Raw genomic sequence first — 19,412 nt, 5'->3', positions numbered from 1 at the left:
ACGTGCGTTTCTTCCATCATTTTTGTGTTTCTTCGACTACCTACAAAACGCTCGCGCTTCGGCTCGCAAACAATTGACATGCGTCGCTCGCTCACATCAATTGATCGATCGACAACTCGCGTTCGGCCTGCACGTCAGATTGGCTCCGTGCGTTCAACGTGATATGAGGTTCTGCGAAAGTCAGTTACCAGCGTAATCGCGCAGTATCTAGGACCTGCCCCCGCAACCCTCCACGAAAGGAGATTCGGAATGCACAAGACCGTCATGTTGATGTCGATCGCGACTCTGATGCTCGCAGCCTGCGCCTCTACTAAGAGCGCGAGCGAGCTTTCCAATGAAGAGCGGGCAGCACAGTCCGCGCAGCTCCGGTCGGATCGCCTTGATAACAGTTGGCACAAGTACCGCGACCAGGAGCAGGCAGTCGAAGCGCGGCGAGAGGTCAGAGCGCTGGACGCCCAAGCGCAAGGAAAGCGGCAGTCAGGTACACCTGGCAATTGAAGAGCGGCAGGGTGCCTGCTTTGAAGTGGTGATCATCTTCAATTGGCGGCGTTGTCGATCTTTGGATGCAGTGCATGTCGGTTCGCAAGTTGGACTTGCGATGTCGGCTTTTCGGGCATGCGCATGGGGTGCGTCGCAAACGCGATAGAGGCGCAGACGTTCGTCCGTTTGCAGGCAGTCTTTTGGCACTCGGAAGCCTGATCTCATGGGATCGAACAAGGGGTTTCGACAGCCCCATCTGAGAGTTACAGCTACCATGCGTGCTTTCTGCATGGATACGTCAATGCGCCGGGCGACGCCCTCGACCTCCGTCGTGGAACGGTTGATGGATTCCGCAGGGCGTGACGCTTTTTGATGACTGAAATTCGCATCCACAGCTTCGCCCCGGTCGTCAGCGTTCACGCACGCGTGCTGGTACTCGGCAGCATGCCTGGTGTCGCGTCTCTGGATGCAGATCGGTACTACGCGCATCCGCGAAATCTGTTCTGGCCGATTGTCGGGACGCTGTTCGGATTCGATCCGGCGCTGCCGTATGACGCGCGGCTTACGCGGCTGACAGCTTGTGGCGTGGCGCTTTGGGACGTGGCCGGCGAATGCGTGCGCCCCGGGAGTCTCGATGCGCGTATCGAGGCGGGCAGCGTGGTGGCGAACGATATCGGTGGGCTGCTGGCGCGCTATCAGCGCATCACGCGGATCCGGTTCAACGGCGCGGTGGCGGAGACGCTGTTCCGGCGACATGTGTTGCCGACGCTCGGTTCGGCGCCTGGTCTGCAGCGGTTGCCGTCGACGAGTCCGGCGTATGCGGCGATGGGATTCGAGGCGAAGCTGGCGGCCTGGCGTGAGGGATTAGCTGGCATCTGAGCGGCCTCGATATCCGGCGCTCAGCCTCCGCCCTCACCCGGCGCGCGACGCACGCCGACCTCTCCCTTCGGGAGAGGTCCTCATTGCCGCAATATCAAGACGTCACCTCGATCCGAGCGGGTCGCGATGCCGCCCTCGACACCATCGGCGCACCTGCATTTTCGTCCGCAACGGATCGTCCCGCCAATCAAAGGTCGAGCAGACGTCGTCGCTGGCATGCTGACGCCCTGCCCCGCCCTCGCCGCCGCCGGAGCCGCTGCCATGACCCTGCTGATCAATCCCCGCACCCACGATCTCGGTGGGTTTGAAGTCCGCCGTGCGGTGCCGACCCTGCAGGCGCGTAGCGTAGGGCCGTTCGTGTTTGTCGACCACATGGGCCCGGCGATCTTCGAGAAGGGCGCGGGCATCGACGTGCGTCCGCACCCGCACATCGGGCTGGCGACGGTGACCTTCCTGTGGTCGGGCACGATCCACCACGCGGATACGCTCGGTCACTCGCAGGACATCACTGTGGGCGACGTCAACTGGATGACCGCCGGGCGGGGCATCGCGCACGCCGAGCGCACGCCGCAGTCGCTTCGCGAAGGCGCGCATCCTCTGCACGGGATGCAGACCTGGGTGGCATTGCCGAAGACGTATGAGGAGACCGCGCCGGAGTTCCACCACCATGCCGCGGCGACGCTGCCGCAGTTCCGCCGCGATGGCGCGTGGGTGCGGGTGATCGCCGGTCGCGGCTTCGGCGAGGAATCGCCGGTGCGCGTGTTCGCCGACACGCTTAACGTGGCGCTGGATCTCGAGCCGGACGCCGAAATCTCCATCCCGCCCTCGCATGCCGAGCGCGCGCTCTACGTACTCGAAGGCGAGGCGCAGCTCGACGGCGCCGACATTCCGCAGCGCCATCTCGCTGTTCTGGATGCCGGTGCGGTCGCGACACTGCGCGCAAAGACCCCGCTCAAGGCAATGCTGTTCGGCGGCGAGCCGCTGGATGGGCCGCGTCACTTGTGGTGGAACTTCGTGTCGTCATCGAAGGACCGCATCGAACAGGCCAAGGACGACTGGCGTGCGGGTCGCTTCGGCACCGTGCCGGGTGATGCGGAGTTCATCCCACTCCCCGAACGGTGACGCCTGTCGCAAAGCGTGCCGCGACGCAGCACGGAAGCAGGCGTATGGTCGAAGACTGTGTCACAGGGGATTCTCACGATGCTTTCGATCCGACCGCTCGCGCTGTTGGGCGCACTGCTGTGTGCTGGCGCCGCACACGCCCAGACCGCCAACGATTGTCCGCAACTGCCGGCTGATACCGCCGTGCGCTGGGAAGTACAGCCCGGTCCTGATTTCGTATTCTGTCGGGCGATGGACATCGCGAGCGGCCAACAGGCGTTCGCGGTGACCGTGGGACGCAACGCGACCTTCAAGCCGCGCCGCAACGACCGTGTGGGTGACAGCGTCACCATCGACGGCACCCGCGCCTGGTGGCACGCACCGGACAACGAGTTGACCGGCGCGATGGTGCGCGAGACGCTGCTCGAACTGCCGACCGGCGACTACGCGCACATCATCGTGCGATCGAGCGAAGAGGCCGCACTGGCGCGCTCGCTGCGCGATGCCGAGGCGCTGCATTTTTCGGATGTGCGTTTCGGGAGCAAGTAGCAGGCAGGGGCCTGCTTGCGACAATCCCGAGCGCTGAAGATTCGCCCCACGCAGCTCTCCCCGTCTGAGGGAGGTTGAAGCGCATCAGAACCGCCCTTGCTCGTAATCGACGAACGCCTGCATCAGTTCTTCGCGGGTGTTCATGACGAAGGGGCCGTGGCGGGCGACCGGTTCGCGCAACGGGCGGCCCGCCACGAGGATCAATCGCGCGCCCGCGTCGCCGGCCTGCAGAATCAACTGCGCGCCGCCACCGAGCACGGCGAGCTCCTGCGCCGACAGCGGACGTGCGTCGTCGCCCTCGCCCACGCGTGCATCGCCTTCGAACGCGTAGGCGAAGGCGTTGTGGCCTTCGGGCAGTGCGTAGCGCCAGGCCGCGCCGGGTGCGAGCGTGATGTCGAGGTAGAGCGGATCGGTGGCAGGCTGCGCGATCGGTCCGGCGACGCCATCGACGACGCCGGCGATGACCTTCACCGACACGCCCTCGCCCGCCTGCACGACCGGAATGCGTTCGGGCGCGAATTCCTGGTACTTCGGCGCGGTCATCTTGTCTTTCGCCGGCAGGTTCACCCATAGCTGGAAGCCGCGCATGCGGCCCGCTTCCTGTTCGGGCATCTCCGAATGCACGAGGCCGCGACCGGCGGTCATCCACTGCACACTGCCTGGCACCAGCAGGCCTTCGTTGCCATGGTTGTCCTTGTGGCGCATGCGCCCGTCTAGCATGTAGGTCACGGTTTCGAAGCCACGATGCGGATGCTCGGGGAAGCCGGCGAGGTAATCCTCCGCACGATCGGTGCCGAACTCGTCGAGCATCAGGAACGGATCGAGATCCGGCAGCTGCGGGCTGCCGATCACGCGGGTGAGTTTGACGCCAGCGCCGTCGCTGGCGGGCATGCCGCGCACGTGGCGAGTGATGCGTGCGGCGTCGGTAGTGGTGGTCATCGGGCGGCTCCTGTCGGTTCTGCTGACACGATGCGGGCTCGACGGGTGGTTGCGACGTGCACGGGTGGAACGGTGGTTTCTGTGCTTGCCGGAACGGACGGGGGAACAGCCTGGGCGACGCTAGATGTCGATGAGAGCCGACGCGCGCGGAGAGCGACATTCGCAATCGGCTTGCCCTCACCCCAACCCCCGCTCCGCGCCCCGGCCCTCGCGAGGACGCGAGGGCGTTCGTCGACACGCGAGTCAATGGCTCGCATGCGTGCCGCCTCACCCCAGAGGGAGAGGGGCTCGTCGAAGCGCGAGCCCTGGCAGGCCGTGTCGCTTCAGCGCGCGGTGATGCGCCAGGCGCGGTGGATGCGCGGGTTGCGTTCGAAGTCCTGCGGGATCGTCGCCGGGCTGATGTCTTCGACGTGCGCGAACGCGGCGACGGCTTCGGCGTCGAGCTTGAAGCGGCGGAAGTTGTTGGAGAAATACAGCACGCCGCCCGGCGCGAGCCGTGCGACCGCGGCCTCCAGCAGGCGCACGTGTTCGCGCTGGATATCGAAGTCCTTGGCACGCGCCGAGTTCGAGAACGTCGGCGGGTCGCAGAAAATCAAGTCGTATTGCGCGGTTTCGGCTTCCAGCCACTGCAGCGCATCGGCCTGCACCAGGCGGTGCTTCGCGCCGCCGTAGCCGTTCGCGGCGAGGTTGTCGGCGCACCATTGCAGATACGTACCCGACAGGTCGACGGTGGTCGTGGTACGCGCGCCCCCGCCAGCCGCGTGCACGGTCGCGGCGCCTGTGTAGCCGAACAGGTTGAGGAAGCGCGTGTCCGCGGCCTCGTCGGCAATGCGCAGACGCATCGGCCGGTGGTCGAGGAACAGGCCTGTGTCGAGATAGTCGAACAGATTCACGCGCAGGTGCACGCGGCCTTCGTCGACCAGCAGGAACTCGTGGCGCGCATCGAAGCGGCCGTACTTGCTGCCGCCCTTGCCCTTCGAACGCGTCTTGACCGCAATGCGTTCGCGCGGAATCCGGAACACGTCGCGCGCGGCGGCCAGCACGTCACCGAAGCGGCGCCGGGTCACCTCCTCGGGAATCTCGGCCGGCGCGGCGTATTCCTGGATGTGCAGCCACAGCGGCGTGCCTTCGGCGCCGACATCCGCTTCGGACTGGATGTAGACGTCGATCGCAGCGGCGTATTCCGGCAGGTCGGCGTCGTAGACGCGGTAGCAGCTCACGCCTTCGCGCTCCCGCCAGGTCTTGAACTTGCGCAGATTCTTGCGCAGGCGATTGGCGACCATCGTCGCGCCTTCGCCCAGTGCGTCCGGCGTCTCGCTGACCGCACGCTGCGGCGGCCGCACCGGGTCACAGACGATCAGGCTGCACTCGATGGCGCCGTTGAAGACCTGGTACTTCTTCTTCGCGCGCAGGCCGGTGGCGTGTGCGAGTTCGGGGTCGCCGCACAGCAGGCTCGCGCGCCACTCGGGCACCGCGCGTCCCAGCGCATTGCCGAGCGTGCGGTACAGCGCGGGGTCGGCGGCGAGGCGCGCGTCGTAGGGCGGATTGCAGACTGCGAGGCCGCGCTTCACCGATTCCGACAGCGCAGCATCCTCCTGCGAGGCCGGCGGCACCGGTGCCTGCAGGGTGGCGATGTCGCCGATCTGCCACTCGATCGCCTCGCGCAGGCCGGCGGCCGTGGCGTTCTCGCGCGCGGCATGGATCGCATGCGGATCGAGATCGCGGCCGAAGAACACGGCGCGCAGGCGCTGACGGCCGGTCCGTTCGCGCGCGAGGGCGTCTTCGCACAGCGTTTCCCAGTGCGCGACGTCGAACCCGCGCCAGCGGCTCGGCGCGCGGCCAGCCGTCGCCGCACCGCCATCACGCGCCAGGCCGGGCGCGACGTCGGCGGCCATCAGCGCGCCTTCGATCAGCAGCGTGCCGCTGCCGCACATCGGATCCAGCAGCGCGCCGCCTTCGGTGTAGAGCGCCGCCCATCCGCCGCGCATCAGCACTGCGGCGGCGAGGTTCTCCTTCAACGGCGCCTCGCCCTGCGCACGGCGCCAACCGCGGCGATGCAGCGGGCCACCACCCAGATCGACCGACAGGATCGCGCGGCCCTTGCGCACCACGAGGCTCAGGCGCAGGTCCGGCGATTCGACATCGACGTCCGGGCGTGCGCCGGTCGCTTCGCGCAACGAATCCACTATCGCGTCCTTGACCCGCTGCGCGGCGTAGCGCGCATGGGTAATCGCGCTGCCCGACACATGCGGATCGATCGCCAGCGTCATGGTCGCGTCGAGATGCGCGGTCCAGTCGACAGCGCGCGCGCCGGCATAGAGCGCGTCCTCGTCCTCGCAGGCGTAGTCGGCGATGGGCCACAGCACGCGGCTGGCCAGGCGCGACCACAGCACCGCGCGCTGCGCGTCATGCAGGGTGCCTTCGACATTGGCGCCGGCGGTCGTCGCGGTGGCGTGCACGCAGCCGAGTGCGAGCAGCTCGTCGACGAGCAGATATTCGAGGCCCTTGGGGCAGCTGGCGAAAAATTTCATGGGAACCTGGGTCGTACGTTTGAAGGCCGACGTATCGACGCCGTCATTCCCGCGCAGGCGGGAATCCAGTGTCTTGACGTGCTGGCCGAGCGATGTGTGCCGAGCAAGGCACTGGATTCCCGCCTACGCGGAAATGACGAAAATTATTCTGGAAGACGTGGATGCGGACATCAGCCGTTCTCGCTTCAAAGCGACCGCAGCAACGCCGCGAATGCGTCCGCCGACGCGTCCACATGCGCGGTCAGGCGGTGATTGTCGTCGACCAGCAGCAGCCGGCCGCGGCGGGCACAGGTCCAGCCAACGACATCGGCCGCGGGAATCAGCTCGTCGTCCCAGCCGTGTACGACCGACAGCGGCACATCGGCGGCCTGCAACGGATGCGCGGCATCGAGGCGCACGGGCGGCGCCATCAGAAACAGGCCGGCCACCGGCACCTGCAGCGAAACATGCCCTGCAATCCATGCACCGAGGCTGGAACCGGCGAGCACCACAGGCCCGCGCGCGGCGGCGTCGAGCGTCAACCGCAACAAGCGTTCGATGCGCGCGGCGACATCGCCGAGCGGGCTCACATCACGCTTGCCATCGAGATCGCTGAAGTCCGGGCGCTCGTGGCTCCAGCCCAGGCGCTCTGCTGCCTCGGCGAGTGCGGTGACCTTGGTCGCCTCCGGGCCGCTCTCGAAGCCGTGCGAGAGAATGCAGTGGCCACGCGCGCTCATGCGTCCACCCATTCGACCGCATCGCCGATCTTCAGCGCGCCGCCTGTGATCACGCGCGCGCACAAGCCGCCCATGCCGCGGAGCGCGTTGTAGCCGCCGGCGCCGAGCGCCGCTTCCATCTTCGAACACGGATCGCAGGGCGCGGTGCCTTCGAGCACCACGTCACCGACGCGGAAACGCCGGCCCTTGAGCGCGATCAGCGGAATGCCCGAGACCACGAGGTTGCGGCGCAGCGTCACCGGCGTGACTTCGGCATGGCCGCTGAGCGCGGCGATCGCCGGCAGATGCTCGGCCTGGATCAGAGTCACGCCGCGCTTGCCACTGCCGCCGGTGTAACGGTCGCCGTCGAGGCCGACGCCGGTCACCGCGACCGCACTGTCGACGGCGCGGATCGGCACGTCGCGGGCCGGCCGCAGGCCGATCCAGTCCACACGTCCGACGCGCGGAAACTGCGTCATCAGGGCGTGCAGGTCGGAGTCTGGCGGCGGATTTCTCATGTGTGAATGCTAGCATCCGGGCCATGTCCGACCCCACGTCCGCGCCCCGGATCGCGCTGAAACCGCTGCCCTACGCGGACCTGCTGGCGCCGCGCGCGGTGTCCGACATCACCCTGGTCGTCATCCACTGCACCGAGCTGCCTGACCTCGCCACGGCACGTGTCTACGGCGAGCGCGTGCTCTACGACAGCGGGACCGGCGCCAGCGGCCACTGGTACATCGACCGCGACGGCGGCATCGTCGAATACGTGCCGGCGACGCGTGTGGCCCACCATGTGCGCGGCCACAACGCGACCTCGGTCGGCATCGAACTGGTCAATACCGGCCGCTTTCCGGGCTGGTACGACAGCCGCCACCAGGCGATGGACGAGGCCTACACGCCGGCGCAGATCGACGCGCTCATCGATCTGCTCGCGCACCTGGGCGCCACGCTGCCGAACCTGCGCGACATCGCCGGTCACGAGGATCTGGACACCGATCGCGTCGCCGCCAGCGACGATCCGGCGCTGACCGTGGCCCGCAAGCGCGATCCCGGGCCGCTGTTTCCGTGGGCCGACGTACTGGCGCGCGTGCCGCTGACCCGCATCGGCGTCTGAACGCCGCCGTCAGGGCCTGCGGCCTGCGCCACCTATAATCGTCGGCCGGCACGCGTTCCGCGCTGCCGCCCCACCGTGCACGGCCCCCGCGATGACCCCGCCCGTTTCCGAACTGATCGACCTGCTCAGCCTCGAGCGCCTCGAGGACAACCTGTTCCGCGGCCAGAGCCGCGACATCGGCACCAAGTACGTGTTCGGCGGCCAGGTGCTGGGCCAGGCGCTGTCTGCAGCGCAGTCCACGATGACCAGCCCGCGCCCGGCGCATTCGCTGCACGCGTATTTCCTGCGCGCCGGCGATGTGGACGCGCCGATCGTCTACGACGTCGACCGCACCCGCGATGGCGGCAGCTTCTCGGTGCGCCGCGTGACCGCGATCCAGCACGGCAAGGTGATCTTCTTCTGCGCGGCCTCGTTCCAGGAAGAGGAAGCCGGCGCCGAGCACCAGCTGACGATGCCGGAAGTACCGGCGCCGGAAGACCTCGATCCGCAGGATCCGCTGCCGGCCGAAGTGCTAGCCAAGCTGCCGGTCAAGGTGCAGCGCTGGCTCGACCGCAGCGGCCCGTTCGAGTTCCGTCATGTCTATCCACGCGACGAGCTTCGCCCGCCCAAGCGTCCGCCGTTCCAGCAGATGTGGTTCCGCTTGACCGGCCCGGTGGGCGATGCGCCGGCGCTGCATCGTGCGCTGCTTGCCTATGCCTCCGATTTCCAGCTGCTCGGCACGGCCACGTTTCCGCACGGCATCAGCTACTACCAGCCGAATGTGCAGATGGCCTCGCTCGATCACGCGCTGTGGTTCCACCGCCCGTTCCGCGTCGACGACTGGCTGCTGTATTCGCTCGACAGCCCCAGCGCGCAGGGCGCGCGTGGCTTGGCGCGTGGACAGATCTTCGACCGCGCCGGGCGCCTGGTCGCCAGCACCGCGCAGGAAGGCATGATCCGCGTGCTGCCGGGCGACACCACCGCGCCGAAGGTGGGCTGATGCGTCAGGTCTTCTCCAGCCCCCGCCTTGAGAATGTCGAACGCGTCGCCGCGATGCTGCGCGAGGCCGGCATCGAGGTGCAGATCCTCAACGGCCGTTCCTACAAGGGCAACCGTCGCAGCAATTTCAGCTATCGCGAAGATGCCGGCGGCCCCAGGCCCGCCGTCTGGGTGAGCCGGTCCGACGAGCAGCCGCGCGCGCGCGAACTGCTGCGCGAAGCCGGTCTACTGCAGAGCCAGACGTCGGCGCGCAGCTATCTGCAGCAGGCCGACGTGGTGTTCGCGCCGGCTGCAGAAGCGCGCAAGGGCATGTCGCGCGCGGCCAAGGTGCGCTACACGCTGATCGGCGGTGCGGTGCTGGTGATCGCACTGTCGTGGTGGAGCCGGCCGTCGACGGACGCGCCGCTCGATGCGCCCGTCGCGGCCGCGCCCGAACCGGTACTCGACATGGTGCCGCCGACCGTCGAAGCCAGCGAGTACCGCGCACCGGTGCCACGCGCGCTCGCAACGGCCGTACTGGCCGATGCACTGGCCGCGCAGGCGGGTCCGATCTGCGTGGCGATCGACGGCGATGCACCGGCGGCGCCGCTGCTGGCCGAGCTTGAAGCCGGCTATCCCGACGTGCGCCCGTCCTCGGCCTGCGCCGGCGGCGATGGACAGACCGCATCGCTGGAGATCACCAACTACCGCACCGACGGCTCCGGCCAGGGCACGGTGGATCTGGTCAGCGGCGGCAGCGACGCGACGCAGGGCCTGATCACGCGCACGCTGGATGTGCGCCGCGACGGCCGCGACTGGCAGTTCGACGCGGGGGACTGATCGCCGCGGCGCGGTTCTGCAGGCACTATCGATCGCGCCGGTCACAACCGGCGCCCGGGTCGCGTCTCTGAAAGCGACCTGACCTGCAAGGATCGCCATGAATGCCATCGCCGCCGATCTCGGCCTCGAAGCCCGGATCCACCTGGAACTGCCCGCCGCGCGTGACGGCGACCAGGCCGCCTACGGCCGCATCGTGCAGATGAGCCAGAACGCGACGACCGCGATCGCACTGGCGATCACCCGCGACGTGCAGGCCAGCCAGGACATCGCGCAGGAGGCCTATCTCAAAGCCTGGCAGCAGCTGGCCAGGCTGCAGAACACGACGAGTTTCCTGCCGTGGCTGCGGCAGATCACCCGCAACCTCGCACGCGATTACCTGCGCGCACGACGCGAACGCATGGTCGCCGGCGAGGCCGCGGACATCGCCATCGCCCAGGCGGCCGATCCCGATGCCTGCCCGATGCAGCAGATCATCGACGACGAAACCGGCCGTGTTGCCGCGGACCTGATCTCCGACCTGCCCGACGAAAGCCGCGAAGTGCTGCTGCTGTACTACCGCGAGGGCGGCAATTCGAAGCAGGTCGCCGCCCTGCTCGGCCTGTCCGATGCGGCGGTGCGCAAACGCCTGTCGCGCGCACGCCGAAGCCTGCGCGAAGACCTGATGGCGCGCTTCCAGGAATTCGCCGCGAGTTCGGCGCCGGGCACGGCGTTCACACTGCTGGTCACGGCCGGGCTGGCTGCATTCGCGAAACCTGCTGCAGCGGGCACGGTCGCAGGTGTCGCGGCCGGCGGCGCGTTCGGCGCCGGCGTTGCCGGTAAAGCCGCGCTGGGCAGTGCGAGTGCCCTGGGCGCCGCCGGGGTGTCGCTGGTATTCGGCGGGCTGACGATGTGGCTGTGCCGGAAGATGGTCGCGCGTTATGCCGGCACCGAGGCCGAGCGCATCGCCATTCTCAAGCTCTACGACCGCTGGTTCCTGTGGGGTTCTCTGGCAGGTGGTGTGTTGGCGCTATGTATCGGTTTCGCCGCGGGCCTTGGCCAACTGTCGGTCGGCTGGATGTCCGTCATGCTCGTGATCGCCCTGTTTCCCTACAACTATCCGCTGCTGACCAGCATGCCGCGCCTGATGAATCCGTTGATCGCACGCGACATCGCGCGCGATCCCAAGGGCGGCGCCCGCCGCGCACTCGGCTATCGCCTGATGTTCGGAACGAGTGGCCTGATCCTGACCAACGTCGGCCTGGTGGGTGTGCTGCTGATCTTGTGGCTCAAGACCGCATGATCCGTGTTTCCGACGGTGTCGCGCAGAGGGTGTTTCCGCGCGCATCCCGTCTGCGGATGCGCCTGGCGGATACGAGAACCGCACTCGACGCGCTGCCTTGAATGTCCGTTGCGATCCTGTGCGCGCAGAAAAAAGGCCGCGCAATGCGCGGCCTTTCCATTGACGTGTTGCCCGCGACTCAGCGCTGCGGACGTGCCGGACGCAGCTCCTCGCGGCTCAGGAAGCCATCGCGGTTCTCGTCGAGCCAGGCAAAGCGTTCGACCACGCGCGGCATCTTCTCGGACACTTCGACCCGGCTCAGCTTGCCGTCGTTGTTGAGGTCGGCTTCGCGGAACTTCGCATCGAAGCGACGCTCACCCTCGGTGCGACGCTCGGCGGACTTCGCCGTGTGCCAGGTGCGCAGTTCGCCGCGGGTGAGATAGCCGTCGCGGTTGGTGTCGATCGCGTCGAAGTTGGCGACGAGATCGAAGCCGCCGCCCTTGTGCGAACGCGGGCCGCCCGGTCCACGCTGCGGACGCTCGCCGCGCGCATCGGCGCTGCGTACACCTTCGCGGCGCGGCCCATCGTCACGCGGAGATTCGCCACGCGCAGCGCGTTCCGCACGATGTGCGTCGCGACGTGCCTGCATCGCCTGCTGACCGGCCTGCGCTTCGGCGCGACTGATGCGGCCGTCGTTGTCGGTGTCGAGACGCGCGAGGGCGTCGACACGGTCGCCGCCGTGACCGCGCGGGCCGTGTCCGCGATGCCGTTCGCCATCGGGCTTGGCGGCCTGCGTGCCGGCTGCCGGCGATTGCGCGGCGGCTGCGCCGATCGTGGTGATGGACAGCGCCGCCAGCAGCGCGGTGGTGATGAGCCTCGTCTTCATGGGTGTGTTCCCGTTGCCGCGGCACCGTGCCGCTGTGCAGGGATCAACGCCTGCACCACGCGCTGCGTTGACCGGGCGCCTGCACGGTTCAGCCTGCGGTCGGCGAACCGGTCGCGCCGCCTGCGACGCCGGTGCGTATCCTGCCCAGATGCAGAACCCGTCGCGCCCCGCACCAGAACCGGATGCCGGCACGGGCGAATTGCGCCTGTTCCACACCGCGCCGCATGCCTGCGGTTACTGGCCGGATCGCGAAGCACGCGACCTGGTGCTCGATCCGCGTGATCCGCGCCTGGCGACGGTCTATCCGCAGGCCTTGCGTTGGGGCTTCCGCCGCTCGGGCGACATTGTCTATCGCCCGCATTGCGGCGACTGCCGCGCGTGCACGGCGGTGCGCATTCCCGTCGAAGCGTTCGTGCCCAACCGCAGTCAGCGCCGCACGCTCGCGCGCAACACCGACATCGACGTGCGTGTGGTGCCGGCCGAACGCAACGACGAGCGGCTTGCGCTGTACCGGAAATATCTGGTGTCGCGCCATCCCGCCGGTGGCATGGATGACCACGGCGCGCACGAGTTCGACCAGTTCCTGATCGGCAGCTGGAACGAAGGCCGCCTGCTGGAACTGCGTCTGCATGGACAACTCGTCGCAGTGGCGGTGACCGATCTGATCGAGGATGCGTTGTCGGCCGTCTACACTTTCTACGACCCCGACTTCGTGTCACGCGGACTCGGCACACTGGCGATCCTCAGGCAGATCGCCTGGGCACAGCGCGACCGCCGGCGCTATCTCTATCTCGGCTACTGGATCGATGGACACCGCAAGATGGCTTACAAACGCAATTTCCAGCCGCTCGAAGGCTTCGATGGACGCCAGTGGCGTCCGCTGACGGATGTCGCGCCATGAGCCGCGCCTGGCTGATCGCCGTGCTCGCCTGCGCGGCCGTCGTGCTGCTCGCTGCCTGCGTGCGCTTCAACACGCAGGGCGAAGCGTCGCACGCCGGCGCCACCGCCACGCCCGGCATGCTGCGCATCGCGACCTACAACACCTCACTCAACAGCGACGAAGCCGGCGGCCTGCTCGAGCGCCTGCAGGGCGACGACGCAGGCGCGCGCAAGGTCGCCGCGGTGCTGCAGCAGGTGCGACCCGACATCGTGCTGCTCAACGAATTCGACTACGTTGCCGACGGCAGCGCCGCCGACCTGTTCCAGCGACGCTGGCTCGAACGCGCCCAATCTGGCGGCGGGGAGCCGCTGCGCTATCCGTATCGCTATCTCGCACCGGTCAACACCGGCGTGCAGAGCGGTCTGGATCTCGACAACAACGGCACCATCGGCGGCGACGGCCGCGACCGCGGCAACGACGCCTGGGGTTACGGGCTGCATCCCGGCCAGTACGGCATGCTGCTGCTGTCGCGGTATCCGATCGACGCCACTACGGCGCGCACGTTCCAGCTGCTGAAGTGGAATGCGATGCCCGACGCGCGACGTCCGCGCCATCCCGATGGCCGCCCGTTCCATCCCGACACCACGTGGTCGCAACTGCGGCTGTCGTCGAAGTCGCACTGGGACGTGCAGGTACGCGTGCCGGGTGGCGTACTCCATGTGCTGGCCTCGCATCCGACACCGCCCGCATTCGATGGGCCGGAGAAGCGCAACGTCGCGCGCAATCACGACGAGATCCGCTTTTGGACCGACTATCTGTCGCCGGGTGCGCACGAGTGGCTGTGCGACGACGCCGGCCGCTGTGGTGGGCTGGCGCCCGATGCGCGCTTCGTGATCCTCGGCGATCTCAACAACGATCCCGTCGACGGCTCGGGTGACCACACTGCGATCGTCGAGCTGCTCGAACATCCACGGGTGATCCGCATGGCCACGCCCCGCAGCGAAGGGGCGATCGAGGCGGCTGAATCCGATGGTGGCGCGAACGCGCAGCATCGCGGTTCCGCCGCGCACGACACCGGCAGCTTCGGCCCGCGCGTGGGCAATCTACGCCTCGATTACGCACTGCCGTCCGTGGGGCAGGCCCTCGTGGGCAGCGGCGTGTTCTGGCCGCGCAGCGACGCGGCGCATGCCGACATCGTCGACGGCACCGACCACCGCCTGGTGTGGGTGGACGTGCGCGTCGACTGACGCCACGTCGGTACCGCGCGTCAGCGGGGTCGGCCCGACCGCCAGATCGACAACAGGATCCACACACCGCCCAGCGCCGCGCCGACGAACCCGACGACGCCCAGCGCCATCAGCCAGCGGTTGCCAGAGCCGCTGCTGACCGCGTTCATCACGATCGACGAGCCGATGACCAGCGCGGCCACGACCACGCCCATCGTCATCCGGTTCGCTGCGCTGTTGACCTGGTCGCCGAAGGCCTTGAGCGAGGTGACCTCGATCTGTCCGCGCAACCGTCCGCGACGTGCACTCTGCACCAGCCGGCGCAGGTCGCGCGGCAGGTCGGTCAGCAGGTCCAGCGCGCCGGACAGCGACTGCTGTCCCCGCAACGCCAGCGCGCGCGGGGAATGCCGCTGCCACATGAGGCGCTGCAACCAAGGCTGCGCGGCACCGGTCATGTCGAAGTCCGGATCGAGCTGGCGGCCCAGCCCTTCGAGCGTCAGCAGCGCCTTGATCAGCAATGCGAGATCCGGCGGCAGCATCAGGCCGTGGCGTCGCAGCAGGCCGGTGACGTCGCCGAGCATCGCGCCCATGCGCAGGTCCTTCAGCAACACGCCGCGGTACTGGTCGACGAAGGCGTCGATCTCCGATTGCAGCCGTGCCTCGTCGACCTCGGCGCCTTCGGTCCAGTCCAGCAGCACGTCGCAGACCGTCTGCGGCTGCTGGAACACCAGTCCGTAGAGCAGCCGGGCGACCTGCTCGCGCAGCGTCGGCGAGACGCGCCCGACCATGCCGAAATCGATCAGCGCCACACGCCCGTCGCGCATGAAGAACAGGTTGCCGGGATGCGGATCGGCGTGGAACAAGCCGTCTTCGAACACCATCTGCATGACGATGTCGGCGCCGGTCATCGCCAGCGCGTGGCGGTCGAGCCCGGCGGCGTCGATCGCGGCGAGATCCCCGGCCGGGATACCGTCGACCAGCGCCTGCACGTTGAGCCGTTCGCTGGTCCACTCCCAGTACACGCGCGGAATCAGCACGCGCGTGTCGTCGGCGAAATTGCCGGAAATGCGTTCGGCATTGCGACATTCGCGGGCGAAATCCAGCTCCCGGCGCAGCGACGCGTCGAACTGGCGGACGACTTCGACGGGGCGATAACGGCGCAGGTCGGGCGCCTGCGACTGCACGATCTCGGCCAGCCGCGCGAGCAGGCGCAGATCGGCCTCGATGACTTCGCGGATGCCGGGGCGGCGGATCTTCAGCACCACCGGCGTGCCGTCGTGCAGCCACGCGCGGTGCGCCTGCGCCAGCGAAGCCGCGGCCATCGGCACGTCCTCAAAGCGTGCGAACACCCGCTCGGGCGCGTCACCCAGATCCTCTTCGAGCTGCGCGCGCAGCGCTTCGATCGGCACCGCGGGCACATGGCTCTGCAGGCGACCGAGCTCCTCGATCCAGTCCGGCGGCAGCAGATCGACGCGCGTGGCCAGCACCTGGCCGAGCTTGACGAAGGTCGGCCCGAGATCCTGCAGCGCGTGACGCACGCGTTCGGGCGGCGACAGCCGCAACACCGAATCCTCGCCGCCGCGCCCGATGTGCAGCAGCCGCCCCGTGCGCTCCAGCGCGCCGGCCATGCCGATGCGCTGCACCAGATCGCCGAAGCCGTAGCGCACCAGAACCGCGCCGATTTCCTGTATGCGCCCCAGGTCGCGGACCGTCGCCAGGGCTTCCCACATCAGCTGGCGTCCACGGTGTCGATCAGACCCTGCAACGCCGCCGCCACCGTCTGCCGACGCACGGCGTCGCGATCCCCACCGAACTGAAACAACTCCGCCCGCGCATAACCGCCGCGATGCTTCCAGCCGATCCACACTGCGCCGACCGGCTTGTCCTCGCTCCCGCCACCGGGGCCTGCGATGCCGGTCACCGCGACCGCGACACTCGCACCGGAATTCACCAGCGCGCCGGAAACCATTTCGATCACGGTCTCGCGGCTGACCGCGCCGTGGGTTTCCAGCGTGTGCGGATTGACGCCCAGCAAGGCCTGCTTGGCCTCGTAGCTGTAGGCCGCCATGCCACAGTCGAACCAGTCGGAACAGCCGGCGATATCGGTCACCGCCTTGGCGATCCAGCCACCGGTGCAGCTCTCGGCGGTGACCAGGCGATGGTGGCGCGCGCGCAGCAGTGCGCCGGTGGCTTCGGCAAGCGTCAACAGCGCGGCATCGGAGTGGGTGTCGTGCATGAGCGGTCCCGCGATCGAAGCCGCCGTTGTACCGCATCGTGCAGCGCGCGTCGCCCCGGCGCCTGAAACGCCGCGTTTCCGCGCGCCTGAAACGCGAACGGCCGACCCTCGCGGGCCGGCCGTCGCGTCGAGACGTTGGATCAGTAGCGCAAGCGCAGCGTCATGCCGTAGGTGCGCGGCGCACCGAGGAAGGCATTGAACGAGCCGGTCTGGATCGGCGCATCGATGCCGACCTGCTTGTAGGTCTCGTCGGTCAGGTTCTGGCCCCAGAATTCCAGCATCCAGCGCTGGTCCTGACGCCCGAAGCCGAGGCGTGCATTGAGCACCGTGTAGGCGTCCTGCATCTTCTGCGGCTTGAGATCCGAGCCGGTGTTGTACTCGGACATGTACTTGGCGCCGATGTTGAAGCGGCCCTGCAGCGCCGAGCCGATGTCCCACTGGTAGGTGGCCGACGCGTTGCCCGACCACTTCGGCGCGAAGCTCATCTGGTTGCCCGGCAGCAGCGGCAGATCCGGCACGATGTCGTTGCCGTACTCGGTTTCCGCGTATGTCAGGCCACCCTGCAGCATCAGGCCCGGCATGCGGGTCTGCCACAGCACTTCGGCGTCGATGCCCATCGAGGTCACCTCCGGGATCGAGCGCACGACGAACGCGGTGCCGAGGAAACTGTTGAGCTGGAAGTCCTCGTACGTCTGGTGGAACAGCGCCGCGTTGAACAGCAAATTGCCGTCGGCCCAGTTGGTCTTCAGACCCAGCTCGTAGCTGTCGACGAATTCGCCGTCGAACGCGGTGTCGTCTACCGGCGTGATGCCGACCTGCACCCGATCGAGATTGAAGCCGCCGGCCTTGTAGCCGCGCGATGCCGACACGTAGGTCATCACGTCATCCGACCAGTCGTAGGCGACCTTCAACGTGCCCGACCATTCCTTCTCGGTGCGCTCCTGGAAGGTGCTGCGGCCGTTGTGCGCGATGTTCGCCCAGGGCAGGCACATGAAGCCGGCGATCTGCGGCGCGACGGCCGGCACCAGACCCGCCAGCAGCTGCTGCTGCAACGCCGGCGGCAGGCTGCCGAAACCGTTGATGCGTTGCGCCAGCGCACCGCCGACCCGTGCCCCCGGATTGGCCAGCGTCGCCGCGCAGCCCTGGGCGCCATTGGGATTGGTGTAGTCGGACTGCAGCGTCTTCTTTTCGCGGGTGTAGCGCAGCCCCAGCGTGACGTCGAGCGCGTCGGTCACGTGGAAGGTGTTGTTGGTGAAGATCGCCGCGCTCTTGGCGTTCTGCTCGTAGCGGTCCAACGCCCCCTGGCCGGTGAAATTGGTCCCGAACGGACGACCACTGACCTGCGACAGGAACGTCGCCGGATTCGCGGTGTTGACCGTCAGGCCCAGCGGCGCGAGCTGCGCCGCGATCGCCGGTAGCACCTGCGACGCGACGGCGGTCGACAGATACGGTTCGTAAGCCGCGCCGAAGAAGTAGGAATCGTTGCGGCCCAGATCCTCGTCCGAATAGAACAGGCCGACCATCCAGTCGATGCGGTCGCTGGAACCGGTCAGGCGCAGCTCCTGGCTGAAGTTCTCGAACTTCACCAGCGAGCCGTCCGGATTCGGCGGGCGATACAGGATGTCCGCGCCGCTGTAGTCGAAGTCGATGCTGGTGATCGCTTCCCAGTCGCGGAACGCGGTGATCGAGGTCAGCACCGCATCGTTGGCCCACGGCGTGGTCCAGTTGACCTCGGCCGAGACGCCCTTGTCCTTGAGATCCTGCTCGGTGGTGCGGTTGGCGTAGGCGAGACGACGGTCGAGATCGACGACCGGAATGATGCCCTCGCCGCCCGGCGTCAACGCATCGATGATCGCCGCGGTCGGCCCGCGGAACGTGGTCATCGAAACGCAGCAGTTCTCTTCGCGACTGGTGTAGTCGGCGATGAAGTTGATGTTGAGGTTCGACGTGGGCTCGAGCAGCAGCTGGCCGCGCAGCGAGTGGTAGTTCTGGTCGCCGTCGTCGGTCTCCTGGCGCGGTCCGCCGGAGGTATCCACATTGTCGACGCCATCGCGCTTGCGCTTGGTTGCGTAGATACGGAACGCGGCGTTGTCGCTGAGCGCATCGTTGTAGGAACCCGAGACGCCGAGCAGACCGAAGTTGCCGACCGTGACCTCGCCTTCGAGCGCCTGGGTGTAGCTGGGGCGTCGGGTGATCACGTTGATGACGCCGGCCGAGGTGTTCTTGCCGAACACCGTGCCCTGCGGGCCCTTGAGCACTTCGATACGCTCCATTTCGCCGAGATCGCCGAAGCCCACGCTGTTGCGCGCGCGGTAGACACCATCGATGACGATGCCGACCGAGGATTCCAGACCGGGATTGTCGCCCACCGTGCCGATGCCGCGGATACGCGCCGTGGTCTGCGCCGCGGACTGGGTGCTGGTGACGGTGAGGCCGGGTACCAGGACCTGCATGTCCTTGATGTCACGCACACCGGTGTCCTGCAGCAACTGTTCGGGCAACACGTTGATGACGATCGGCACGTCCTGCAGCGCTTCCTCACGCTTCTGCGCAGTGACGGTGATCGCCGAGAGGGTGGTCGGTGCTTCGCTCTCGGTGGTGGTCGACTGCGCCAGCGCGGGCACGGCGACGGTGGTGGCCAGCGCGACGACGACAGCGTGACTGAGCAGGCTGCGCTGCAACTTACGTGAATCCATGGTGTCCCCCGAATGACGTGGTGTGGTTCTTTTCGAAAACCGACCCCCGACGGCATTGCGCCATCGGGATTCCCCGCCGCTCCGGTCATCGTGGGGGACAGACCGGAACGTCCGGCAGTTGCCTGCCGTGAACGGAAACCTAACA

General features: G+C 67.7%; 18 protein-coding genes. 10 read left to right on the top strand and 8 right to left on the bottom strand.

The window, feature by feature from the left end; genetic code table 11:
• Window positions 1–249 precede the first annotated feature (249 nt).
• The 4 genes from ACZ9YD_RS04635 to ACZ9YD_RS04620 all read left to right on the top strand — a co-directional run bounded on the left by ACZ9YD_RS04635 (window position 250) and on the right by ACZ9YD_RS04620 (window position 3,009).
• Window positions 250–498 carry a hypothetical protein gene (locus ACZ9YD_RS04635; protein ID WP_465073974.1) on the top strand — a complete coding sequence of 83 codons (249 nt, stop codon included), beginning with the start codon at window positions 250–252 and terminating at the stop codon, window positions 496–498.
• Between the two features lie 354 nt (window positions 499–852).
• The gene (locus ACZ9YD_RS04630) at window positions 853–1,359 is read left to right on the top strand and encodes a DNA-deoxyinosine glycosylase (RefSeq protein ID WP_465073973.1); all 507 of its coding nucleotides are present in this window, start codon (window positions 853–855) and stop codon (window positions 1,357–1,359) included.
• 261 nt (window positions 1,360–1,620) lie between these two features.
• Window positions 1,621–2,481: a pirin family protein gene (locus ACZ9YD_RS04625; RefSeq protein WP_465073972.1), complete on the top strand. Its 861-nt coding sequence runs from the start codon at window positions 1,621–1,623 to the stop codon at window positions 2,479–2,481.
• A 78-nt stretch (window positions 2,482–2,559) separates the two neighbouring features.
• Window positions 2,560–3,009: a hypothetical protein gene (locus tag ACZ9YD_RS04620; protein WP_465073971.1), complete on the top strand. Its 450-nt coding sequence runs from the start codon at window positions 2,560–2,562 to the stop codon at window positions 3,007–3,009.
• An 84-nt stretch (window positions 3,010–3,093) separates the two neighbouring features.
• On the opposite strand, the gene ACZ9YD_RS04615 is transcribed toward ACZ9YD_RS04620, so the two are convergent.
• From ACZ9YD_RS04615 to ACZ9YD_RS04600, 4 genes are all read right to left on the bottom strand, one after another.
• Window positions 3,094–3,948: a pirin family protein gene (locus tag ACZ9YD_RS04615; protein ID WP_465073970.1), complete on the bottom strand. Its 855-nt coding sequence runs from the start codon at window positions 3,946–3,948 to the stop codon at window positions 3,094–3,096.
• A 323-nt stretch (window positions 3,949–4,271) separates the two neighbouring features.
• The gene (gene rlmKL / locus ACZ9YD_RS04610; RefSeq protein ID WP_465073969.1) at window positions 4,272–6,479 is read right to left on the bottom strand and encodes a bifunctional 23S rRNA (guanine(2069)-N(7))-methyltransferase RlmK/23S rRNA (guanine(2445)-N(2))-methyltransferase RlmL; all 2,208 of its coding nucleotides are present in this window, start codon (window positions 6,477–6,479) and stop codon (window positions 4,272–4,274) included.
• A gap of 185 nt (window positions 6,480–6,664) precedes the next feature.
• Window positions 6,665–7,195, bottom strand: coding sequence for an alpha/beta hydrolase (locus tag ACZ9YD_RS04605; RefSeq protein WP_465073968.1), 531 nt, complete (start codon window positions 7,193–7,195; stop codon window positions 6,665–6,667).
• Window positions 7,192–7,692, bottom strand: coding sequence for an MOSC domain-containing protein (locus tag ACZ9YD_RS04600; protein WP_465073967.1), 501 nt, complete (start codon window positions 7,690–7,692; stop codon window positions 7,192–7,194). Before ACZ9YD_RS04600 ends, ACZ9YD_RS04605 begins: the two co-directional genes overlap by 4 nt.
• 23 nt (window positions 7,693–7,715) lie before the next feature.
• On the opposite strand from ACZ9YD_RS04600, the gene ACZ9YD_RS04595 reads away from it, so the two are divergent.
• From ACZ9YD_RS04595 to ACZ9YD_RS04580, 4 genes are all read left to right on the top strand, one after another.
• Window positions 7,716–8,288 carry an N-acetylmuramoyl-L-alanine amidase gene (locus ACZ9YD_RS04595; RefSeq protein ID WP_465073966.1) on the top strand — a complete coding sequence of 191 codons (573 nt, stop codon included), beginning with the start codon at window positions 7,716–7,718 and terminating at the stop codon, window positions 8,286–8,288.
• A 91-nt stretch (window positions 8,289–8,379) separates the two neighbouring features.
• Entirely contained in the window at window positions 8,380–9,267 is an 888-nt protein-coding gene (gene tesB, locus ACZ9YD_RS04590) for an acyl-CoA thioesterase II (protein ID WP_465073965.1), read from the top strand.
• Window positions 9,267–10,085, top strand: a complete 819-nt coding sequence (locus tag ACZ9YD_RS04585; RefSeq protein ID WP_465073964.1) for a putative signal transducing protein — start codon at window positions 9,267–9,269, stop codon at window positions 10,083–10,085. The genes tesB and ACZ9YD_RS04585 overlap by 1 nt, the downstream gene beginning before the upstream one ends.
• 97 nt (window positions 10,086–10,182) lie before the next feature.
• Window positions 10,183–11,364, top strand: a complete 1,182-nt coding sequence (locus tag ACZ9YD_RS04580) for an RNA polymerase sigma factor (RefSeq protein ID WP_465073963.1) — start codon at window positions 10,183–10,185, stop codon at window positions 11,362–11,364.
• Window positions 11,365–11,542: 178 nt separating this feature from the next.
• Here ACZ9YD_RS04580 and ACZ9YD_RS04575 read toward each other — a convergent pair whose 3' ends face one another.
• A complete protein-coding gene (locus tag ACZ9YD_RS04575; RefSeq protein ID WP_465073962.1) occupies window positions 11,543–12,229 on the bottom strand; it encodes an EF-hand domain-containing protein in 687 nt (228 codons plus the stop codon).
• Window positions 12,230–12,377: 148 nt separating this feature from the next.
• On the opposite strand from ACZ9YD_RS04575, the gene ACZ9YD_RS04570 reads away from it, so the two are divergent.
• Both ACZ9YD_RS04570 and ACZ9YD_RS04565 read left to right on the top strand, forming a co-directional pair.
• Window positions 12,378–13,130, top strand: coding sequence for an arginyltransferase (locus ACZ9YD_RS04570; RefSeq protein ID WP_465073961.1), 753 nt, complete (start codon window positions 12,378–12,380; stop codon window positions 13,128–13,130).
• A complete protein-coding gene (locus ACZ9YD_RS04565; RefSeq protein ID WP_465073960.1) occupies window positions 13,127–14,356 on the top strand; it encodes an endonuclease/exonuclease/phosphatase family protein in 1,230 nt (409 codons plus the stop codon). Before ACZ9YD_RS04570 ends, ACZ9YD_RS04565 begins: the two co-directional genes overlap by 4 nt.
• A 20-nt stretch (window positions 14,357–14,376) precedes the next feature.
• Here ACZ9YD_RS04565 and ACZ9YD_RS04560 read toward each other — a convergent pair whose 3' ends face one another.
• The 3 genes from ACZ9YD_RS04560 to ACZ9YD_RS04550 form a co-directional block, all read right to left on the bottom strand.
• Window positions 14,377–16,065: an ABC1 kinase family protein gene (locus ACZ9YD_RS04560; protein ID WP_465073959.1), complete on the bottom strand. Its 1,689-nt coding sequence runs from the start codon at window positions 16,063–16,065 to the stop codon at window positions 14,377–14,379.
• Window positions 16,065–16,571: a CinA family protein gene (locus ACZ9YD_RS04555; RefSeq protein WP_465073958.1), complete on the bottom strand. Its 507-nt coding sequence runs from the start codon at window positions 16,569–16,571 to the stop codon at window positions 16,065–16,067. The genes ACZ9YD_RS04560 and ACZ9YD_RS04555 overlap by 1 nt, the downstream gene beginning before the upstream one ends.
• 140 nt (window positions 16,572–16,711) lie before the next feature.
• Window positions 16,712–19,267: a TonB-dependent receptor gene (locus tag ACZ9YD_RS04550; RefSeq protein ID WP_465073957.1), complete on the bottom strand. Its 2,556-nt coding sequence runs from the start codon at window positions 19,265–19,267 to the stop codon at window positions 16,712–16,714.
• Between the last annotated feature and the right edge of the window lie 145 nt (window positions 19,268–19,412).

It is taken from the genome of Luteimonas sp. AC640a, from assembly GCF_979256585.1.
This window is presented reverse-complemented; position numbering and strand designations above follow the sequence as displayed.

Bases quoted from the DNA above. Each gene is read 5' to 3' on its own strand.
- ACZ9YD_RS04635 (WP_465073974.1), top strand. From the start codon at position 250: ATGCACAAGACCGTCATGTTGATGTCGATCGCGACTCTGATGCTCGCA.
- ACZ9YD_RS04630 (WP_465073973.1), top strand. From the start codon at position 853: ATGACTGAAATTCGCATCCACAGCTTCGCCCCGGTCGTCAGCGTTCAC.
- ACZ9YD_RS04625 (WP_465073972.1), top strand. From the start codon at position 1,621: ATGACCCTGCTGATCAATCCCCGCACCCACGATCTCGGTGGGTTTGAA.
- ACZ9YD_RS04620 (WP_465073971.1), top strand. From the start codon at position 2,560: ATGCTTTCGATCCGACCGCTCGCGCTGTTGGGCGCACTGCTGTGTGCT.
- ACZ9YD_RS04615 (WP_465073970.1), bottom strand. From the start codon at position 3,948: ATGACCACCACTACCGACGCCGCACGCATCACTCGCCACGTGCGCGGC.
- rlmKL (WP_465073969.1), bottom strand. From the start codon at position 6,479: ATGAAATTTTTCGCCAGCTGCCCCAAGGGCCTCGAATATCTGCTCGTC.
- ACZ9YD_RS04605 (WP_465073968.1), bottom strand. From the start codon at position 7,195: ATGAGCGCGCGTGGCCACTGCATTCTCTCGCACGGCTTCGAGAGCGGC.
- ACZ9YD_RS04600 (WP_465073967.1), bottom strand. From the start codon at position 7,692: ATGAGAAATCCGCCGCCAGACTCCGACCTGCACGCCCTGATGACGCAG.
- ACZ9YD_RS04595 (WP_465073966.1), top strand. From the start codon at position 7,716: ATGTCCGACCCCACGTCCGCGCCCCGGATCGCGCTGAAACCGCTGCCC.
- tesB (WP_465073965.1), top strand. From the start codon at position 8,380: ATGACCCCGCCCGTTTCCGAACTGATCGACCTGCTCAGCCTCGAGCGC.
- ACZ9YD_RS04585 (WP_465073964.1), top strand. From the start codon at position 9,267: ATGCGTCAGGTCTTCTCCAGCCCCCGCCTTGAGAATGTCGAACGCGTC.
- ACZ9YD_RS04580 (WP_465073963.1), top strand. From the start codon at position 10,183: ATGAATGCCATCGCCGCCGATCTCGGCCTCGAAGCCCGGATCCACCTG.
- ACZ9YD_RS04575 (WP_465073962.1), bottom strand. From the start codon at position 12,229: ATGAAGACGAGGCTCATCACCACCGCGCTGCTGGCGGCGCTGTCCATC.
- ACZ9YD_RS04570 (WP_465073961.1), top strand. From the start codon at position 12,378: ATGCAGAACCCGTCGCGCCCCGCACCAGAACCGGATGCCGGCACGGGC.
- ACZ9YD_RS04565 (WP_465073960.1), top strand. From the start codon at position 13,127: ATGAGCCGCGCCTGGCTGATCGCCGTGCTCGCCTGCGCGGCCGTCGTG.
- ACZ9YD_RS04560 (WP_465073959.1), bottom strand. From the start codon at position 16,065: ATGTGGGAAGCCCTGGCGACGGTCCGCGACCTGGGGCGCATACAGGAA.
- ACZ9YD_RS04555 (WP_465073958.1), bottom strand. From the start codon at position 16,571: ATGCACGACACCCACTCCGATGCCGCGCTGTTGACGCTTGCCGAAGCC.
- ACZ9YD_RS04550 (WP_465073957.1), bottom strand. From the start codon at position 19,267: ATGGATTCACGTAAGTTGCAGCGCAGCCTGCTCAGTCACGCTGTCGTC.